The organism is Bacteroidota bacterium (assembly GCA_018816945.1).
Taxonomy (GTDB): Bacteria; Bacteroidota; Bacteroidia; order Bacteroidales.
In genome coordinates, this window is sequence record JAHIVC010000035.1 from 1 (window position 1) to 21,433 (window position 21,433).

The window sequence follows — 21,433 nt, forward strand, 5'->3', positions numbered from 1 at the left end:
CTCATTAACGGTCTTGTGTGAATTGTCGGGAAGTCAAGTACAGGGACGGCACCATTGTATTGAGATATCCAATATTTTTCAGTTTCATACCCACTTTCACTGTTAAAGTGCAGCTTGTCTTCGATGGCATAATCACTGAAAAGACAAGGTGTCGGTAATTCAGGTTTAAAACCTTTTATTCTTGCACTGTAAATTTTACCAAGGTCCTGCATGACAATGGCCATCGCCCATCCGTCGCAAATAATATGATGCGCAGTAATAAGAATTCTGAACAATTTTTCCTGCAACTTGATGATTTTAGACCTTACTAATGGGCCATATTCTAAGTCAAACGGCTCCACAACTTCCTGTATAAGAAGATCTTGAAGCTGTTTATTTCTATCATTTTGTTCTAACCCGGAAAGATCAATGACGGGGACATCAATAAGTAACTCTTTATTTATACTTAACACTGTACCGTCAGGGCTGAACGTTGTACGCAAGGCTTCATGGCGAACGATGATGTCATTCATGGCACTATTGAAAACCTGTCCGTCTATATTGCCACGAACCTGTATTGACATGGACTCATTGAATGCACAGTTTGCTTCAGGTCCCATTTGGACAGAAGCCCATATTTCTTTTTGTGCTTCTGTTGCTGGCGCAGTTATCAGAATTTCTCCGTGTGCAAACGGATCAAAATCAACAGGTTTCATTTCAACATTTTTAAATTGATTATTTATATCTGTCATGTTTTTTACTTCACCTCCAAATACTTACCGGGTTTATTTGGATCTGGTACAAACCAGGCGGGATTTCCATCCGGGCATCGCCCTAATTTTGCTCCAGGGACAGGTGGCTTGGTTGAGAGTATACGCTCTGAATCATCGTCTTTTACAGAAAATTTTCCTATCTCCGGATTCCCGGAAAGAAACCCGCCCCTTTGAAGATCTAAAATACTTTCCTTGAAAGCAGTAACAACGGCATCCACATCTTCATCGGTATGAGATGCTGTAAAAAACCATGTTCGTCCCTCTGAAATATGGATGCCCTTGTGTCTAAGAAAAACATAAATCAGCCCTGGTAAAAGGATGTCTTCTGTAAATTTGAGCTGGAATGCAGAACTAAAATGCAGAATTTTTATCGGCGCCTTCACGGATCGGATGAAATCTCTCAAACTTGCAACACAAGACGCTGTTTTTTTATTTAAATTTTCCTGTAATAACGGGCCACTTATTTTAAGATAATTCAAGGTAGCCCTGGCAGCAGCTAACGCAAGGGGATGTCTGACAAAGGTTCCTGCAAAATATGTAACGCCTGCCTCGGGTATTGAACTGTCTCCATATCGCCACTGGCCACCGTCCAGAGCGTCCATAAACTTAGAACGGCCTGTTATAACTCCAATAGGCATTCCTCCCCCAACCACCTTCCCATAGGTGACGATATCCGCTTTCACATCAAAATAAACTTGCGCACCATTCGGGTGGCACCTGAAACCTGTAACTACCTCATCAAATATCAGGGCAATCCCTAATTTTTCAGTTTCTTGCCGCAATATTTTCAAAAAACCTGCAGGTTGCAAATCCAGGTTTCTACTTTGAACCGGTTCAACTAACACTGCCGCAATATCTTTAGCATTTTCGCTTATGATATCAATGGATTCTTGAGCCCCATACTCTAAAACCATCATTTTTTCCACCGACGTGAAGGGAATGCCGGCCGAAGCTGGTATGGACCGAAGTGTTTTTGTCCCCCTGACGATGATTTCATCAAACATACCATGATAATCATCGGTGAACATCACAATCTTATCACGTCCTGTTACCGTCCTGGCTATTCGCATTGCACCCATAACAGCCTCTGAACCGGTATTACAGAATATGGCGCGATCAAGTTTGGAAAATTCACACACCAGTTGAGCAACTTCACCTGCAAGCGGATGCTGTGGACCTATTTCTACACCAAGCTTCAATTGCTCGGTGAGGGCTTCTGTAATAAAGGGAGGGGAATGCCCTAAAAGGTTTGCTCCAAATCCGTTTGTCATATCAATATATTCATTGCCATCAACATCCCAGACTTTAGAGCCAAAAGAACGATTAATAACAATGGGATAAACAAGCTCTTTCATTAATGGACTAAATCCTGAGACAGCCCGGGGATCGGCAAGATGGGGCCGATTCAGTTCAGTATAATTTTTTGAGCCCTTGGTTTTAGCTATATATCCTGAAATAATGGTATCCAATGTTTTTTTCTGGATTCCCGTCATGCCCATCGAATGTGATTTTTCAATTCGTACGCCCGCACCAAACGCTTTATTAGAGACAACGTTCTGGTTGTCGTTCTTATCTATTGACTCGCTCGATGGTGTTTCAGGAGGTGAATTGATAACCATATTTCCTTGAGTGGACAGCTCCCTATTCACTGTATGTACAGAAGAAACCATTCCGGAATCAGCTGATAATCCACGCATAGCATTGAGTTGTTGCTGCATAATCAACAGCTGTTGTGCGATAACACGTTCAAGACCAACTGAAGAATTTGGGTTAATCGGATTGTCGTTTGATTGAATCAATTCAACCAAAAGTGAATCCATGTTAACCGGTAGCTGTCTCTTATTTACAACATCTCCAAAATCCTGTTGACGGGGCTGTTCTATTGGAAGTTCCTTTGGCGTCATCTTATCGGGAGGTAGTTCTTTGTTTATTAAATCAGCCAGAGAGGCAATATTAGTATACTCCTCAAATAATTGTCTAAATTTAACTTTGATCCCAAATTTTTTCTGGAGTTCACCAATAATTTGTGTAAGAAAAATAGAATCAAGTCCCAGATCAAGAAAAGAGGTGGAACCGTCCGATACATTCAATTCAAGTCCCGACAAATCAATAATAATGTTACGGAGTTCTATGACTAAGCGATCCTTACGGGATACACTCGGGTTCTGGGAGGGGTATTCCACAGTATGCGATGTGGCAGTGTTTTGATTAATCGTCATTTGTTTTACGTCTCTTGGAAGTATAGGTGTTTCATTATTACTTTTTAAAGCAGCATTTATCCAAAAACGTTTCCGTTCAAATGGATAGGTAGGCAAACTGATTCTTCTTCTGTTTTCATAGTGATAGAATCCATGCCAATCAATGACTACTTTTGCCAACCACAATTCACCGACGGCTGACATCGTTTTTCCGTACGCCGAATGTTCAGAATTAACATTAGCCCAGGATGTGATAATTTTCACCAGGCTTTCTTTCCTGATATGTCTTCTCGACAGGGAACTCAGTGTATTTCCTGGCCCTACTTCAAGCAGTACGGTATTCTCATCTGAAACAATAGTTTGAATCCCCTGACTGAAAAGGACTGGCTGACGAAGTTGCCTTGACCAATAGTGTGGATCAGTAGCATCCTTGTCCGTAATGAGTTGCCCAGTACAGCACGAAATAAAAGGAATCTGCACCTGGTTCAACCTGATACGTTTTAAATATTCAACGAAAGGAGCCATTGCAGACTCCATCATCTCTGAATGAAACGCATGGGATGTTTGTAACTGCACAACCCCGATTTTTTTCGTAATCAACTTATTTTTCAGTATTTCTATTATATTCTCGGGTCCAGAAACGACACAACGATCCGGAGCATTGATAACAGATACCGACGTCCCCGGCTCAAGAATATCCTGTATTTTTTTTGCCGGCATTTGCACAGCAATCATGGACCCTTTATCCATGGCCTGCATTAACCGGCCTCGCAATGCAACCGTTTCCAACGCATCCTCAAGAGATATAACCCCGGATAAACACGCAGCAACGTACTCACCTATACTATGCCCAATCATGACTGCGGGTTTTACCCCCCAGGACATCCATAACTTGGATAAGGCAAACTCAACAGTGAACAAGGCTGCCTGAGTAATCTGTGTGTCAAGCAAAAGCTTGGATGACAATTCTGCTTTGTCAGGTTCAGGATATAAAATCCCAATAAGATCAATATTCAGTAAGTTATTAAAATGACCCGCGCAGTAATCAACCGTATTCTTAAACTCAGGTTCATTTTCGTAGAGATCCCTGCCCATGTTAACATGCTGAGATCCCTGCCCTGGAAACATAAAAACAACCTTAGGAACTCTTCCGTTTTCGTGCAAAATACGACGTTGAAATCGTGAATTCCCATCCGAGCTAAAAATCAGATCGTCAACACTCCGACATACAGCACACGCTCGATGTTCAAAATTTCGCCGCCCAATTTGCAGGGTATATGCCATATCTGAAAAATTTACTGCAGAATTTTTCTTAAGGAAAGACAAGAGATTAGAAATTGCTTTATCAAGTGATATTTCTGTCCGAGCGGACAGCATGACAACGTTCCATGGCCTCGAAGCAGAGCTTTCAGAATAAATATCTGCTTCTTCAATAATAATATGAGCGTTGGTTCCACCCATTCCAAAGGAACTGATACCTGCCCGTCGAGGAACACCATTAGCAGGCCATTCCTGTAATTCTGCATTGACATAGAACGGACTGTTTACAAAATCGATATTCGGATTTGGGTTTTCATAATGAAGGCTTGGAGGTATTTTTTTATATTTTATTGATAATGCTGTTTTTATTACCCCTGCAATGCAAGCCCCTGCATCCAGATGACCAATGTTTGTTTTTACAGAGCCTATGGCACAAAAACTATTTTTATCAGTAAAATTTCTATATGCCTGGGTTAATGCAGCTATTTCAATTGGGTCACCCAACCGGGTCCCTGTTCCATGGCTCTCAACATACTGAACGGTCTCGGGATCTATTCCTGACACGGACAATGCTTTTGTAATTACTTCTGCTTGCCCCCTGACGCTTGGCGCTGAAAAACCAATTTTATCTGAACCATCATTATTCACAGCCGAACTTTTTATTACAACATGCACATTATCGTTGTCTGCAACCGCACTCTTCATTCTTTTTAAAAGAATACACCCGCCCCCACTACCTCGAACCATGCCACTGGATTTAGCATCGAATGTTCTGATATGACCGTCTTCAGAAAATGTTCCACCATCTATATATTGATATCCAACGTTATGCGGGACCTCCACACGACATCCGCCAACAATAGCCATGTCACAATCACCTGCTTTTAAGCTCTGACAGGCAAGATGAAGTGCTACTCCAGATGATGAACATGCAGTCTGAACACTAAGTGCCAGACCTCTCAGATTCAGTTTATAGGCAACTCGGGTGGTGACAAAATCTTTTTCATTTCCTAAAAGATATTGGTATTCACCTGAAGCAGGCCTTAAATCATCATGACTCCCTATATTATTAATAAGGTACCCGTTACGGGCAACTCCGCCAAAAATACCGACTTTTGCATTACAGGTACTCAAATCGTATCCGCTGTCTTCAAGAACCGACCAAGCACATTCAAGAAACAACCGATGTTGGGGATCAATGATCTCCGCCTCTTTGGGAGTATAACCAAAAAAAGAAGCATCAAACATGTCATAAGCATCCAGAGCGTAACATACATTCACATATGACGGATTATCCAATAATAAAGGATCTAAACCAGAATCTAACAGATCTTTTTCTGAAACACGTGTGGAAAGCTCTTTCCCTTTGCATAAATTATCCCAGAATTCACCCACATCAGAAGAACCGGGGAATCGACCTGCCATACCGATAATCGCAATATCATCATCAATTTTCAAATTATTGTTCATAAACGAAAGCTTGTCTGGATTTTTACTTTCACAACATTTATTTGTGCAATTTAATCTATACTCGGGGGATATCTGTCCCTCTAAAAGACTCAGTGACGGAAACAGTTCAATGACCTGATTCGTATAAAATTTTAGGAGATGAGATGAAAAGAAGGATATGGTTGGCGCATCAAAAAAATTCACAATGGGTATAGAATGGCTTAAAAGCCGACCGACTCGGGATATGAATTGTATCGCCTGTATAGATGTCCCGCCCAACTCAAAAAAAGGGTCATTCACACCAACTTTATCAAATCCTAGAATTTCACACCAGATATCAGCTAATTGTTTTTCAAGCTCATTTAAAGGAGCCCTGTATTCTTGGGATATCTCGGGACGTTTATTTCCCACAGCGGGTAATTTTAACCGATCGACCTTCCCATTTGGGGTCAATGGCATTTTATCAATAAACATCCAGGCTGTAGGAAGCATATAGTCCGGTAATGTTTTTTGCAAGAAACGTCGTATTTCATTAATAATGGGAGATTTATCGCTTGAGATTACAATATAGGCAACAAGATATTTTTGACCTGAACTATTTTCACTTGAAATAACGACTGATTCCCGAACAGCCGGATGCTTATCAATAGCTGATTCAATCTCACCCAGTTCAATTCGAAACCCTCTTATTTTAACTTGTTGATCAATACGTCCGAGATACTCAATATTACCATCAACTAAATATCTTGTCCTATCGCCTGTTCTGTATAATCGGTCAGATTTATTCGTGCCAAATGGGTTTGGAATAAATTTTTCCGATGTCAAATCACTACGATTCAGATAACCTGCACCGACTCCTGCCCCTCCTATACACAGCTCACCTTCTTCACCAATCGGCATGAGTTTGAGATCGCTGTCAAGAACATATAATTGTGTGTTGCAAATTGGTCGCCCAATGGGGACTGACGTTTCATTATAACGTTCATAATCAATGAGGCGATAATAGGCGCAAACATCGGTACATTCTGTGGGGCCATAGGAGTTAATAATTTGAGCTTCACAGTGAGGGTTTTTACGCCATGATTCAAAACGAGACACAATAATAGGTTCACCACCCAAAAACACTTGTCTGAGAGTTTTAAGTTTTAAATAGCAAAACTCATCGCCATCAAGAACAAGACCCTGGAAAGCACTTGGCGTACAATTTAATGAGGTTACCCCGTGGCGTTCAATAGTATCCTGAATAATCCCGGCATCAAAAACCTGTGATTCCAGTAAAACAAGATGTCCACCACAAATAAGAGGAGCAAATATATTTTTCTGGGTTAAATCGAAGCTTGTTGATGATATGAGCAAAACCTTGGCGTCAGCCCCAAAAAAGAACTCTGTCGTGTACCAGTGAAGGAGGTTAACAAAACCCTTGTGGTAAATAAGTGTCCCTTTAGGTCTGCCCGTAGACCCTGACGTATATATAACATAAATAAGGTTATCAGAAGTGACAGAACTGTCATCGAAATGTTCGGATTCGCACCTGATGTTATCCCAGTCAGCATCTAAATATATAGTTGATATATTTATCTCCGGCAATTCAACAGACATTCTTCTCAATGTAAGCAAGACCGATGCGCCGCAATCGTTAAGCATGAAAGCAAGCCTGTCTGCAGGATATTCCGGATCAAGAGGAACGTAGACCCCACCGGCTTTCAATATACCAAGAATGCCGACAATCATTTCTAAAGATCGTTCAACACATATTCCAACAAACACATTGGTAACGACGCCATGCCGTTTAAGATAATTAGCAAGACTATTCGATTTTTTATCAAGCTGATCATATGTTAATGATTCCCCAGCACATGTAACCGCAACTTTTTCGGGGTTTTTTTTAGCTTGTATTTCAAAAAGATTATGAATGCAAAGATTTTGGGGAAATAGTGTTGTTGTTTCATTCCATTCCACGAGGATTTTATGAGTATCTTCTTTATTCATCTTTAGTATAGCTTGTTACCTTTATATTCCACAGTAATTATTGCGGAATTAATGTTCAAGTCATGCGCAAGAAATGTGCCGAAAACTTCAATTTATATGAATCTATAATACACTACCCTTTAAGGCCAAATATTCATTACTTTTCGGGCTGCATAACCCAATTTTCTAAGTTCATTTTTTACTAACGTAATGACAATATGATCTATTAGGTATTTTATGATCCAATTTATATTTCAAAAAGTAATTAATTATGCATGATTAATGATAAAAAACGTTATCATAATAAATTAACTTTCGGATACATAAAAATGAGGGTTATCTTAAAATAATAAAATTAAATTACGAGGATTTTTACACACAGGACAACATGTATTGATAACAGGTAAATGATTTTTAAAAAAAAAGCCGGATTAAAAAATATTAATCCGGCTTATTTAACATTATTTCAATAAGATAAATTATTGATTATATATTTTTCTTCCTTTTCTTGCAAAACCAAGGATGCCAACACCTAAAAGAAAAAGGGTAGCGGGTTCCGGAACGGGGTTAGCGATAGAGATTGAATCAACTCTGAAATAACAGTCAGGATCGATTCCAATACCAAATGAATTCCCATTTACCATATAGCTCAACAAATTCAGATCAGTAATTGAAAAAACAACATCAAATCGAATATTATCTTCATCGTAATTATAGGTTGAATAATCATATTGCCATTCACCTAAGTGTGTAACACCATCATTAGTAACTTCGGTCCAATCAGGTAATGCCGGATCAGATTCATCACGCCCAGCTTCTTGATAACCGTTAATAAAACCAGACTCATATGCATTGTCAAAAAGGAACACATTAAGAAAATTTTCAGCCCCTGATTCGTCATACATGCCACTAAAAATGATATCAATACGTGATAGGTTTGAACTTGTTGTCAAATCATCAAGTGCCCACACATAGTACCTATTATGACTTAAGTAGACACCATCATCAATTCGATTAACACTCGCGATTGTATTATAGTTAGCGGTACTATTTTGGACTTCACTAACAACAGCAGCATCATTGTACGTTGTGGCCATACACGGTGTAATTGCACTTATTAATAAAAAACATCCTGCTAATAACAACGACAAACACATTTTCATCTTAAATCTCCTTGTAATATTTTCACGAATAAACATACCAGCCCAACATGTAAAGATATCCAGCAACAACATAATAAGCAAACTTAGTTTGCATAAAATATGCCGCAATTAAAATATATAAAAATTAAATAAAATACTCTATTTTTTAAGATAATTACCTTAAAACTATATCATATATTTATTCATCTAACTATATAATTTTATCTTTAATATGTGAAATACATGTAATACAAATAGAATAAAATACATTAATATCCTGATATTTTAAAATATCAGAAATCAACGGGATCGTTATTAGTTCTAAAAAATAGGATCAAAGGATATCACTACATTGTTCATTCTATCTCAAAAAACAATTCACTTCGCATAATAATTAATGTCGAATTTTCTTAAATTTAAACACTGAATCAACAATAAATTTAGCAAACAAAGGACCAACTTTTTCATTCGCCAAGTCATTGGGATGGGAATCTTTATCTGTATGACTTCTTTCATATTCATATTTCAACGTATTAACTTGGCGACTTGATACATTTTTCTCCGCAACAAGTCCCCAAAAATCAAATATATAAATATTTAAATGGTCAGTATCGCCCTCAGATAAAAATTCATTATTGACCCAATCAACAAATAATTTTGCCCTTGCTGCATGTTCCTGAGTTGTTCTTAAACGATGCCTTGGAGCAAGTGTCCATAGAATAAATAAAGTGTCAGGATATTTTTCAAACTGGCGTCTTAAGGCCCTGTACTGCAATTTATAATTTTCTATGCTCTTTATATTTGAGGATACATCAGGATTTCCCGTATCAGCTTCAACATCAGAACCCGGGTAACAATGCTTAAAAATTATAACATCAAAGTTTATCGCAAGAGTATCAAGGCACTCAATATTTATATTTGAAGAATCACATGCAGCTTTCCGGATAATACCTGGCTTATTTTCAGTAACCCACAAATTCCAAAAGTCGTATGGATAATTGTTCCAAGCATATGGTTTTGTGGGAAATTTTCTTTCAGTGAGGTTAATCTCAGTATTATTTTTAACATTATAATCGTTTATCCATTCAGCAACTAAACCGGTATAATATACCTGTTCACCAATGGAATGATGTAGAAAAATAATGTTTTTTTTGGATTTATTCTCATCTACAAATTTTTTTGTTTCTTGTTGAGCATCACCATAAACACTGACAATTATCATCAAATGAAACATTATAATAAAAATAAATGATTTTGTTTGTACAACGTTAAACACCATACCTCCTTGAACGCGTTAAATATAAATTAAAGACTTTCGGCAATACGTATCTATATCCATAAATAGCAGCCTGTGTCCTCGGGCTTCCAAAACCCAGGAGAGTTGACTGCGATTAGAAGCCATCTCTGGATGGATGACAAATCGCAATTACGAGAAAAACCTGGATCAGGTTATTAAAGAGCTGAATATGTATCTTTGAAGATGATGGAATTATTACCGTTTGACCGAGGAAAATACATACTCAAATCGTTGAAGGCTTGTATTGTCAGACGGCTGAAATGCCTTGCTTGTAAGCAATGGAAGAATCCGTGAACCAAAGTCAAGTGATTTGCCATGGCTATGCACGAACATTATTTCATCATCAAAGGATTATACCAGCCCAGAAACTAACCTTTCTGACCAGCCGAACCGACGAGATACGCGATCCGTATTCCAAGTGGTGTGGGAGGTGTGTGATGAGCGACCCTATATCTATGGATTCAGTTGTTAATTTGGGGGCCGATAGCCCATTTTAAAATAAAATACCCACAATGATATTCCACCAAAAGTTGGAGCACATGATAATGGACTATTATGAAAGTATCCATTATCCGTAACAATTCCAAGATGGCAGTTACCACCACCAGTACATTTTTCGTCATCTCTTCCAGTAAATCTATTTATCCAAATGACAACATCTCCCGGGTTAAGATCCTTTTTGTTTTTAATCTTTTCCCAATCTTTTAATGCTGCTTCAACATGACGTATACTTAAAGAAATTTTATCAACAACCCCAACTTCCTTGAGGATTATTGTTGCCACTTTTGCACATGCCCATTGGCCATTTTTTGTATCAGCACCATTGGTTTTTATACCATACAAAAATATTTCATCATTTTCTTCAATATAGTTTTCAGGATTAAGTGCTTCATTTCCAACTTTGTTTATTTTTTTGCTGTTTGAGCATAGGCGTTATTAAAAAATAAAATTATCAATATGATTAATAGAGTTGTTTGTTTCATAAAAAATTCCTCTAACGATCCTTCACTCGACGAGCGGAGGATAAAACCGCCACAAAAAAGTGGAAGATCGATTAAAAATTAACGCTTAAAACTGCGCCACTGTTGCTCAGTCGGTGAAAAAGCATTGTTCTCATCATCAAATCATTTGATTAGATGAAGGCCTCCTCCGTCCAGGGATCCACAAGCAAAGGCAAAGACCGAACGAGCAAGACACCCGTATGGGTTTTTCATTTCAAGGTTCAGACGGTTTTCAAACATGAGAACCACCCTGAAAGGTCATTTCTGTTCTTCTTATCTTCATTCTTACGAAAGAGCAAAATAAAAAACACCCGATTGGGTGAAAATATTCAATGCTTTTTTTCTGATATCCATGATTTTCTTTCATCTATCAAAGGCGGGCACTATTTAATTCATTCTATCACAGAAACAATTCACTTCGAATAATAATTAATGGTTCATCCGGTATGAATGGTAATGTGCTCCTAAATTAAATCCATAAAATAATCAAATTATTTTTTTTTGATCATAAATTTAGGGTCAGTTCCTGTCTATAAAATAAATATTTATTTTACAATCACCATGTTTTTTTTCTCAGGGTTCACCACCGTTCAAAATCCGATTCGGCCGATCCCAGACTCCATGGTAAATTCTGACACCTGTTTATCCACCTTATAGATCAGGATATTTATTATTCTTTATATCATACAGTTAACAACTGGCTCATAAAATCAGAGGCTTCATTAATATAAATGTTATCCAAAATAGAATAAATTAATATTCAGGTTACCAATCTAAATCGAATAATCATTAAAAATTATAAAATAAATTACATAATAAATGGGGCATATAATACATAATGGAACTATTATTACATAATTAATTCCATTATACGAAAAAATCAGCTCCCATAAAAAACAATATTGTTCCTTATAATATTAGCTAATTACGAATTATCTTTTCAGAAAATTATGACCTTCATAAAAGTGGAACACTTATTGCTATTTTTTAAATTTCAATATTCTTCAAACTGCAAAATTAGCTTTTAAACATACTATTTATGCACCCTGGTAATTATTAAGGAGAAACTTATGAAATGGTTATTGATCATAGTCGTGTTTAGCTTATTGTTATATGGTCAGGATTGTCGTGCATTAAGTATTACGGCTCACTCGCACTTGAAGGAGCATATTTCAGCATTAGACAAAACACATTTAAATGAAAACAATGCGGGTGAAGTTAAGTCATTGGTTGAGTCTGACTTATTACCAGAACATTTCTTGCAAGGCAATTCATCGGCTTATGCAAATTCAGAAGGGCTGTTATCCGTATCAGCTTATGGTTTTTGTGATAATAACGATGGCGAAATTACTTTTTTAAAATCATATTCAACATGGTCTGAAACCTATCTGAATGATTCACCTGATAAAAGTTACAACTTTAATTATAACATTTCAGATATTATTATGGAATCAAAATTTTATTGTTCTCCAACTCAAACTCAGTACGAGATAGGGGTTCTTTTAAATGGGAATTCTATTTTCCAAGAATCATATCTCCTTGATACTACCGACCAATTTAATGAATATATCGATGCAATTGATCAAAATCTCAACCCACCACTTAATTACTCACTTTTTTCTAAAAACGAGACCCATGGTGAAATTGATTTAGGAACTTTTGGTATCAATGAATATTTTGAAGTTTCATATTATATCTCTGCATTTGCTCGGCCTATAGATCTTGCCGAATGTTCTGTAACGTTAAGTATGCAAGGGAATGTAACCGCAGACGTTTCTCCTGTACCGGAACCTGCCTCATTTGTCCTTTTAGCGATTGGCATTGCTGGTTTTTTTGGAAAAAATCGACGACTGATGAAAATATATTAAAATGCTGCTATACTTATAATTATCAGCCGTTCATTATTTTAATATCTTTGAATATAATTGATAATATTTTTCAGCCATACGCAAACTATGATATTCACGTTTTACCTTGAAGGATGAATTTCTTACCAGTGTATCTTTTAATTCTGACTCATTGCGCAGCCTTCGGATTGCAGACACAATAGCATGTGAGTCCATAGGAGGAACCAGAAGAGCATTGACTTCGTCCTGAGCGACATAGGGAATTCCCCCAACAGCAGTGGCTACAACCGGGGTTTTTGATGCCATAGCTTCAAGAAGTGTAATTGGTAACCCCTCTGTTAATGATGAAATCACATAAATATCAATTATATTTAAAAGGATTTTTGCGTTTTTAATAAAACCGGTTATCATCACATATTCTTCCAGACCCATCGCTATCGTTTTTTTCTCCAGGTCCTGGCGTAGTTTTCCGTCACCGATCAATAGTAATCGAACATCCTCGTTATATTCCTGACGTAATGTCCGAACAGCTTCAAGTAGATAGTTAAAACCCTTTTCAATTGAAAGACGGCCGATTGAACCGATGATGTGACCCGTATTGGTAAATTGCCTTATCTTAGCAAAAAGTCGTGTATCTTCTTCTGATTTTTCATGATAAGAAAAATCAATCCCGTTATTAATGACTGATATTTTATTATGGGGGAGTGACCGGATTTTAGGTTTATCCAGCATTCCCTGGTTCACCAAAACAATTTGATCAACAAAACGAAGACTGAATGCATCTAACTCCTCATTGATTCTCATTTTCGACCAGCCACCTGTGCTGGTCCACCCATGCAAGGTTGAAATAATTGGAATTCGGCGGACCCATAATGGCAAAAATCCCAGCATGATATTTGTTTTGTACCCATGGGAATGCAGAATATCAATATTCTCACGTCTAGCGTACCTTAGAATATCCAAAGCTCCCATAATATTGGGGCCTGGTTTCATGTCAAATGTTTTTAGGATCAATCCACGCAGCATAGCTTCTGTTTCAATAGGTTTTTCCGGAATTCCTTTCTTCCGGATACTTCCGATGACAGGGCTTAAACCTATTTTACGTTGTTCTGTTGCAAGATTTAGAAGCATGATCTCAGCACCATATAGGCCGCCACTGTCAATTAGATGTAATATTTTCATAGCATTATTAAATTGTTAAAAATTTATAAATAAGGTTAATGCGTATGCTAAAATTCGTTTAATCCTCATACGGATTCGTGGATGTCCCTTTTGATATCCGTATTGAGCGACGAAGCTTCAAAGCATATTCCCTGAAATGCCTTGGACGTATCTTGTAGAATTTTTTAAGAATTTTCCATGGCGTCATCTCATTCTTAAATCGCAAATCCCATTCTCGTTTAATAGAGTATAATTTCCATAGAAAATCATAGCGGTCAAGATGTAAATTCTTGCATAAAATTTGATATCTTATAGCTCTTTGTTTGTCCAGATCAATTGATACAGTTGCATCTTCGTTTATTCGGGTATAAATTTGTATAGTTTTTATGACACAATTCTCATTTATATCAAATTTAAGCATCATACTATTTCTGTTTTGAATGTTCATTATTGATTTATAATATTTCTTACTACCATCTTCCTTTATAATAGGCCAGAAAAACTCATCAAAGATGAAATTACCGCCACTATAGGAGACTACTGAATTATATATATATTCTTCTCCTTGCAAAACATGAGGATGATGTCCAATTAAAACATTCGCACCGGCTTCAATAATTTTCTTTGCCAATATTCGCTGGGATGGTGAGGGATAACTATAGTTTTCAATTCCCCAATGTAACATGACAACGATTATGTCTACATTTTCCTGAACGTTCTTAATCGTATCCAAAAGTTCATCTTCCTGCAGGTATGCTACACCTGGACTTTGATCACCAGCATAGCACCTTGATGAAACCTCAACAGAGCTCCGTCCAAAAAATGCAACTTTTTTTTGAGATATTTCAACAACAACTGGCGAACAAGCCTCATGCCTGTTTCGCCCAGCCCCGACATGCATAATCCCTGCATCATCTAGGGCTTTAATTGTGCTGAAAAGCCCTTGTTCACCAAAATCCATCATATGGTTATTGGCAACACTTACGAGTCCAACGCCCATTTGTTTCAGTATGGTTGCCCACTTTGTACTTCCCCGTAAGGTACACTTGCCTGGTACTGAATCCATGGATTGATCCACCAGGGGAGACTCAAGGTTCGCAATAACCATATCAGCAGAACAAAAAAATGGGCGCATTTCATTCAACAGGCTATCCGAAGGATTGTCTTCAAACCGTCCTTTAAATGAAATATCACCCACTGAGATTAATTGAACGTTCTTTTGTTGCATTTGCTGGTCATCCTTAATTTGAGATACTGCTTTCTTATTCAATACGTTCACTCGTAAATCAACGGGTTAAGATGCCTAATTATCAAAATAAATCTATATATCATCATCATTCATGATATATAATCAAAGAAAAGATATAAAAAAGGAGGCCATATGGCCTCCTTTTTTAATTGTAACATGATTTTTTTTAATTATGGAGTATTATTCAATCCGACACCTGCCATAGGCACTACTGGCCCACAGCTTCCAACATAGATCTTTGATAAAGCATGTAATCTGCCAGTTTGGGTACTGAAACCTGTCCAATCGATATCGTTAGAGCGGTCCGCGCCACTAAAATACAATTCGCTCTGATCTGTTGAGGGACATAAGTATACTGATGGGCTAACCAACATATAGGTCACATAATAATCTTTTCCGGATTGAATATTAAACGTTACAGGGTCACTCACAACGTCACCACCGGCAGGAACAGTCACTTCTGCTGTTCCCCAATTGATAATTGAAGCCCCGCTAAATGTCACTTTAGTCCAAGTTGAATCCACAACGGCACCTACGCCACCATTTGCGTCCCTTTCTGCAATCGAAACTTCTTTTATTCTGTAATCACCTGAATTCCTTCCGTTAAACTCAATTTTCACCTGATTACCTGAATTCACAATTGAACTCCCGTTAACCGGCACACGAACACACCAAGTTGAAGTCGAATCGCTCCAACCTGTTTGCCCTGTTTGTTCTTCAGCATTCCATGCTTGAACATCTATTGTTTCATCTATTGTTTCATCAGTTGGCGGTGAAATAACGGGGGAAATAACACCATCAGTATTTGGCATACCATCCCAGACCTGAATGTCATCCAATGCATGATATGTTAGTTCATTCGGGGAGTCAGCGCTAAAATTTGCTTGCACTAAAAAATAAGACGGACGTGATGAACTTCCGATTTTACCATCAGGCGCTTGCCATTCCCTGGAGACATTTAATGAAGATTCTCTATCAACGTCATACCATCCTCTAATTAAACCTGAATTAAAATTAATATATAATGAATATTTGTGCCAATTCCCATCAAATGCATTAACAAGCGGGGTTACTAACCCATCGTCAAGAAACCCACCTTCATCACCATTATAAAAGTACATTCTTGAATCATTAGAGCCAAGCTTAGTGTAAATATGCATATATACGGTCCCATAAACTCCGCCATCGGTTTGTACTCTTATCCATTTACACCTTCCACCTGAGGGCAGTCTTCCAAAAGAATCATCAATTCTTGCCCAAAAACTTATAAATATCTCCCCTGTATTGATATCTCTCTCGAAATCAATAGGACTTTGGCTGCATGAAGAACCATTCATACCAATATTCCCATTATCATTAACCGTCCCACTTGAAATACCTGGAATTGAAGGTGAAAAACTTCCACCACCGTCATTTCTCATAAAAAAATAATTCCCAGTATGGGGGGTCCAGTCTTGGTAAGATCTGATAACTTCCGAGCCATCTTCATGACTTTGACAATATTCAGCGTAAGAACTTGAAAAAGGATAACCAGGGGTTGATGAAATGCCCCCGCCCCAATTTTCAAAACCATAATCAATAATTTTATTAGACGCAGAACACACATTTGATGAGACAAACAATAGAACTAATATGATAAAGTATTTTTTCATTAAACATCCTCCATGAAATATTTAAATTTCAAACATGCAAATCGTATACCACATTAGATTTAAAATATATATAAATAAAAATAACATGCTGTCCAATTATAAACACCAAGACATTTTGAGTTGGACTCAGTCTAAAAGATATTAAAATTATTTAAAATAATAATAAACTAAGAAAATTTGAAATGTTCTATTAACAAAAATGCTTTTGTGGTTACCAAAAAAATTACAATAGATTAATTTAACATGACTTTCTCATTATGTCTGCAAAACGCCGTCGCCATCATCGATTTATTTTTACTTTATTCATAGCCTGACAGAGCCCACCGTTTAGAGGTTATTCCCTTCGGGGGACTGTCCAAACAAATGGGTCCATCGCAATATGACCTAACATCAGAGATGTCTTTCGTTTATCGAATTTGGAAACGAATTTTAAAAAAACCATCCGTAAAAACAAAAAGTAGGTCCGGTAAAGGAGAAGAGCTATCAGCAGAATCGATCTAATTATGAGGATGAACTGACAGGTAAACGTTACGGAGATGAGTGCATAAGGACTTTCATCGTCGTCGTATGTGTATTTATTTCAGGAACTCCCCTCCCGTTAAGAATAAAACAAGGGCAAATGTAAAAAATATTATACCTTATTTATTCTTCATATCTTTCAGTTTTTTGGGGACGACCTTATTTTTTATAATTTTTATAATTGAAAAAAATCTACCAGCAAGATAAACAAAATATAAAATTATTAACTGAAAATAAAATTCAACTTTTTTTGACTGATGAATTTTAAACGATGCACTAATGACAGGCAGAATTAAAAAAATGGACAAGCTTAAAAATAAAATTAAATCAGAAAGCCGAAAACATATACATATAATAATTAAAAAAAAACTTAGCCCAAAAATCAAACTTGCCCAAAACGGTTTATAAAATGGATTAACTTTCAGAATGTTGAACATTTCTTCACCATACCAAATTTCTTTTCTAAAACGATCTAATATTGTTTTGGGATAACGTAAATGCACCACAGATATATTGCTATCTTTAATAATTTTATACCCAGCCTTTATTATTCGTTGGCAAATATCATAATCCTCACCTGTTAAGAGATCCTCATTAAATCCATTGACCTTAATAAAGGCGCTTTTCAAAATAAACATGTTTGCAGTACAAAGAAAATCAACTTCATTGACACCAATAGGGCTTATCCCTCCTATCCATACTTTTTCAACCCATGTTCCATTATGTGGACAAATAGGAATACTACCAAATAAACCAATTTTAGTCTGATCGATATATTTTAAAGCCTCTTCTAACCAATTTGAAAAAGGAAGACAATCAGCATCTAAAAAAGCAAATATTTTACCCTCGGCATTTTGGGCGCCAATATTACGAAGCTTTGAAATATTGGCTTTAGCATCTATATAAACTTTAGCATTATTATTTTTTGCGATTTCAATACTTCGATCTGTAGAACCATTATCAACCAATATTATTTCAAAATCATTTTTATCAACAGATAGTTTATTAATTTCTGAAAATAATAAAGGCAAGAACTTTTCTTCATTATAACAAGGTATTATAATAGATATTTTTATATTTCGTATATTATCCATAATATTTAAATTCCCTTTCTCCCAAAACGCCACAATATGTCCATCCATATTTTACGTATATTTGAAAATTTATACAAATAACCCATTATTTTCCAGAATAAATGATAAAAAGGATATTTTACTTTATAAGCAGAATTATTAATAATCCGATTTTTATTATTAAAACGATTAATTGCTTTGACACTATCATCAATTTCAGGAAGACCATATTTATTTAAATATAAAAATTTACGATCAAGCCGCCATTTATTTTTTCTAAAATATGCTTTTAAAATAATTGACGATCTGGATAAAGAATTCCATTTATGAACACAATTATCCTGAAGTTCAATGTCAGGAAAAATAAAATTTCCTATACTATAATATACTTCTGTATTATTGAGTTTTTCATAGCCAAGAAGAACATGGGGATGATGCCCAATAATCATAGTTGCCCCACATTCTGTCAGAAATCTTGAAATCATAAGCTGTTCAGGCATAGGATGCCCAATATACTCTTTTCCCCAATGCAAAAACACCCAAATATCATCGACCTTATTTATAACTTTAGAAATATCTTCACGAATTAAATGAAGTTCCATAGGAGCAACTCCTGGCTCATTTTCTGTTGCAGCGATTGAACCTACATAAGGTGAAGTATCAGCATAAGACATGATTGCAATTTTTCGTCCCTTTAAATCAATTATCAAAGGTTTTCGTGCTTCATTAAGAGTTGAACCAGCCCCAACAAATAAAAATCCTTTTTGTTTACAACAATCTATTGTTTTAAGTAGTCCCTCACTTCCAAAATCATTCATATGATTATTAGCAAGTGTAAAAACATTTATATTTGCGATTCTCATTGATTCCAACAACTCTGGTTCTGTATAAATAACGGCTCTTCTTTGAGGCCGCATATTATCTGATCGAAATGGAGCTTCTAAATTACAAATAAATATATCAAATTTTTGATCATTTGTTATATTTGTAATAAATTTTTTAATACCATTTTTCTTATTAAGTAATTTTGGAGCCAACCAAACATCGCCAGCGAATAAAGTTTTAATCATCAGTATTGTCTCTTATAAGGTATAAAGTCTCGAAATTTACCTGATTTTTCTCGAGGTAAATAATCAACATATTTAATTTCAACTATAATATCATCGCCAAGAACATCTTTAGTTTTATTTATAATATATTTTTCAATTACATTGCCTACCGAGTCACCTACAAGTTGATAAGAAAAAATATTTTCTGATTTCTGTATGACCCTAAATTGTTTTAAATTTGTATTTTTTTCAGAAATACCTTTCATAATATAATAAAAAATGATGCTATGAAATTTCTTTTGACCATTAACTGTAAAAGACTCGCTTACACGGCCTTGTATTTTATTGATAATAGGAAATGGCAACCCGCAACTACAATATTTATTTGTTGGGGAAACTAAATCCCCAATCCTGTATCGAATTATTGGAAATGACAAATTATTTAAATCAGTAACTACTATTTCCTTAAAACAATTGTCACTACCATCAACATCCAGGTATTCTATATGTACGCAATCGCTCATTATATGGTTACTTCCGTTTGGGCACTGAAAAGCTATAATACCTGTTTCTGCAGATCCATACTCTGAAACGACTGGGCAGCAAAAAGTTTCTTGAACAACATTTATACCATCTAATCCCATATTTTCAGAAGTAAATTTAGCCATTTTAAGATTAAGATGTTCTAAATTTTTATTATTTTGTTTTAAATACAATCCAAATTCAGTTAACATCTTCCCATATCCCATTATATATTTCGGATGATATTTATTAATTTTACAATAGAAATCATAAAGAACATTCTCTGATAAGTTGTATTCTTTTTCTCTAAATCTATTTAACAAATAATCTTTTACAATAACTTTTGTTCTATTTTTAAAATCAACTGGAACTCCCCACAAGCGAGCTTCTCTATCACCAATATTCAACCCATACCATGAATGGCCTCGGTACATTGCGGCATAATGATATGATGAACTTAAAACATCTTTTGGAAATAACAGTGGTATACCTGTTGATCCTGAGGTTTTAGCAATGTTCAATAATGAAACAGGCCGTGATGATACTATAGACTTAACATTATAACGTAATTCTTCTTTACTCAATAAATTCAATTGCTTAATATCACTTAAATTTTTAAAACTTGACAAATCTAAATGTCCATATTGTTTTCTATAAAATGGGCTGTAATATATCGAATGCTTTATCAATTTTTTTAGCTTATTCAGTGCTATTTCGTTAATTTGAGTCTCTGACAATTTTTGATTGTATTTCAACTCAATTAATTTATCAGAAATTTTATTTTTTGAAAAAAGTTCTAAAGTTTTGAAAATTTTTTTTGCATAAATATCATTAAGCATTGGTATAATCATTATATTCTCCAGCTACTATAATTTAAAAGCATTAAATCTAATTTTACTTCTGTGAATTGACAAATGCGGAATATTCAGTCAAGTGGTATGCCAGATAAACAGAAGTGTTTTCATTCGTTTAGTGAAAAACATAATGCAGAACGTTATTCAAAGTGATTCAATAGCTGGGATTAATTCGTATCAATACGGCACTGCCGACCAGGGGTAAGTCAGAAGCATCCGGGAATTCTGTGGCGGACTGTCGAGCAGTGAAAGCAAATTGAAACACCTTGTAATACAGCAGAAACTAAAAAAGCGCGATGCCACCTAATTTCCCGTAAATTTATGACGATGAAAACGATATTTATTTGGAATTATTAAGTTTACACCCTAAAAGAGCTTGACTTTTCTCTCCTTTATCGTCATAATTATGACGATAAAGGAGACAGACATGGCATACCGTA

12 protein-coding genes are annotated in these 21,433 nt (G+C 36.0%); 1 reads left to right on the forward strand and 11 read right to left on the reverse strand.

The annotated features are described in order from the left end of the window. The 5 genes from KKG99_06360 to KKG99_06380 form a co-directional block, all read right to left on the reverse strand. Nucleotides 1-731 (reverse strand): non-ribosomal peptide synthetase (locus KKG99_06360; protein MBU1012608.1); only part of this gene is annotated, 731 nt, incomplete at its 3' end. 5 nt (nt 732-736) lie between these two features. After that, complete coding sequence (locus tag KKG99_06365) at nt 737-7,648, reverse strand: amino acid adenylation domain-containing protein (GenBank protein MBU1012609.1); 6,912 nt, start codon at nt 7,646-7,648, stop codon at nt 737-739. A 458-nt stretch (nt 7,649-8,106) separates the two neighbouring features. After that, nucleotides 8,107-8,724 carry a PEP-CTERM sorting domain-containing protein gene (locus KKG99_06370; protein ID MBU1012610.1) on the reverse strand — a complete coding sequence of 206 codons (618 nt, stop codon included), beginning with the start codon at nt 8,722-8,724 and terminating at the stop codon, nt 8,107-8,109. A gap of 439 nt (nt 8,725-9,163) precedes the next feature. Continuing rightward, on the reverse strand, nt 9,164-9,991 hold the full coding sequence (locus KKG99_06375; protein ID MBU1012611.1) for a hypothetical protein: 828 nt from the start codon (nt 9,989-9,991) through the stop codon (nt 9,164-9,166). Nucleotides 9,992-10,534: 543 nt separating this feature from the next. Next, nucleotides 10,535-10,909, reverse strand: a complete 375-nt coding sequence (locus tag KKG99_06380; GenBank protein ID MBU1012612.1) for a hypothetical protein — start codon at nt 10,907-10,909, stop codon at nt 10,535-10,537. Between the two features lie 1,228 nt (nt 10,910-12,137). Here KKG99_06380 and KKG99_06385 point away from each other — a divergent pair. Then, nucleotides 12,138-12,935: a PEP-CTERM sorting domain-containing protein gene (locus KKG99_06385; GenBank protein MBU1012613.1), complete on the forward strand. Its 798-nt coding sequence runs from the start codon at nt 12,138-12,140 to the stop codon at nt 12,933-12,935. A 33-nt stretch (nt 12,936-12,968) separates the two neighbouring features. Here the strand turns inward: KKG99_06385 and KKG99_06390 are convergent, their stop codons facing one another. From KKG99_06390 to KKG99_06415, 6 genes are all read right to left on the reverse strand, one after another. Continuing rightward, the gene (locus KKG99_06390) at nt 12,969-14,096 is read right to left on the reverse strand and encodes a glycosyltransferase (GenBank protein ID MBU1012614.1); all 1,128 of its coding nucleotides are present in this window, start codon (nt 14,094-14,096) and stop codon (nt 12,969-12,971) included. A gap of 58 nt (nt 14,097-14,154) precedes the next feature. Then, nucleotides 14,155-15,345 carry a CapA family protein gene (locus KKG99_06395; protein MBU1012615.1) on the reverse strand — a complete coding sequence of 397 codons (1,191 nt, stop codon included), beginning with the start codon at nt 15,343-15,345 and terminating at the stop codon, nt 14,155-14,157. 149 nt (nt 15,346-15,494) lie between these two features. Continuing rightward, on the reverse strand, nt 15,495-16,976 hold the full coding sequence (locus KKG99_06400) for a hypothetical protein (GenBank protein ID MBU1012616.1): 1,482 nt from the start codon (nt 16,974-16,976) through the stop codon (nt 15,495-15,497). Between the two features lie 638 nt (nt 16,977-17,614). Then, a complete protein-coding gene (locus KKG99_06405; GenBank protein MBU1012617.1) occupies nt 17,615-18,637 on the reverse strand; it encodes a glycosyltransferase in 1,023 nt (340 codons plus the stop codon). Further along, nucleotides 18,595-19,638: a CapA family protein gene (locus tag KKG99_06410; GenBank protein ID MBU1012618.1), complete on the reverse strand. Its 1,044-nt coding sequence runs from the start codon at nt 19,636-19,638 to the stop codon at nt 18,595-18,597. The genes KKG99_06405 and KKG99_06410 overlap by 43 nt, the downstream gene beginning before the upstream one ends. Next, a complete protein-coding gene (locus KKG99_06415; GenBank protein MBU1012619.1) occupies nt 19,638-20,978 on the reverse strand; it encodes a hypothetical protein in 1,341 nt (446 codons plus the stop codon). The genes KKG99_06410 and KKG99_06415 overlap by 1 nt, the downstream gene beginning before the upstream one ends. Between the last annotated feature and the right edge of the window lie 455 nt (nt 20,979-21,433).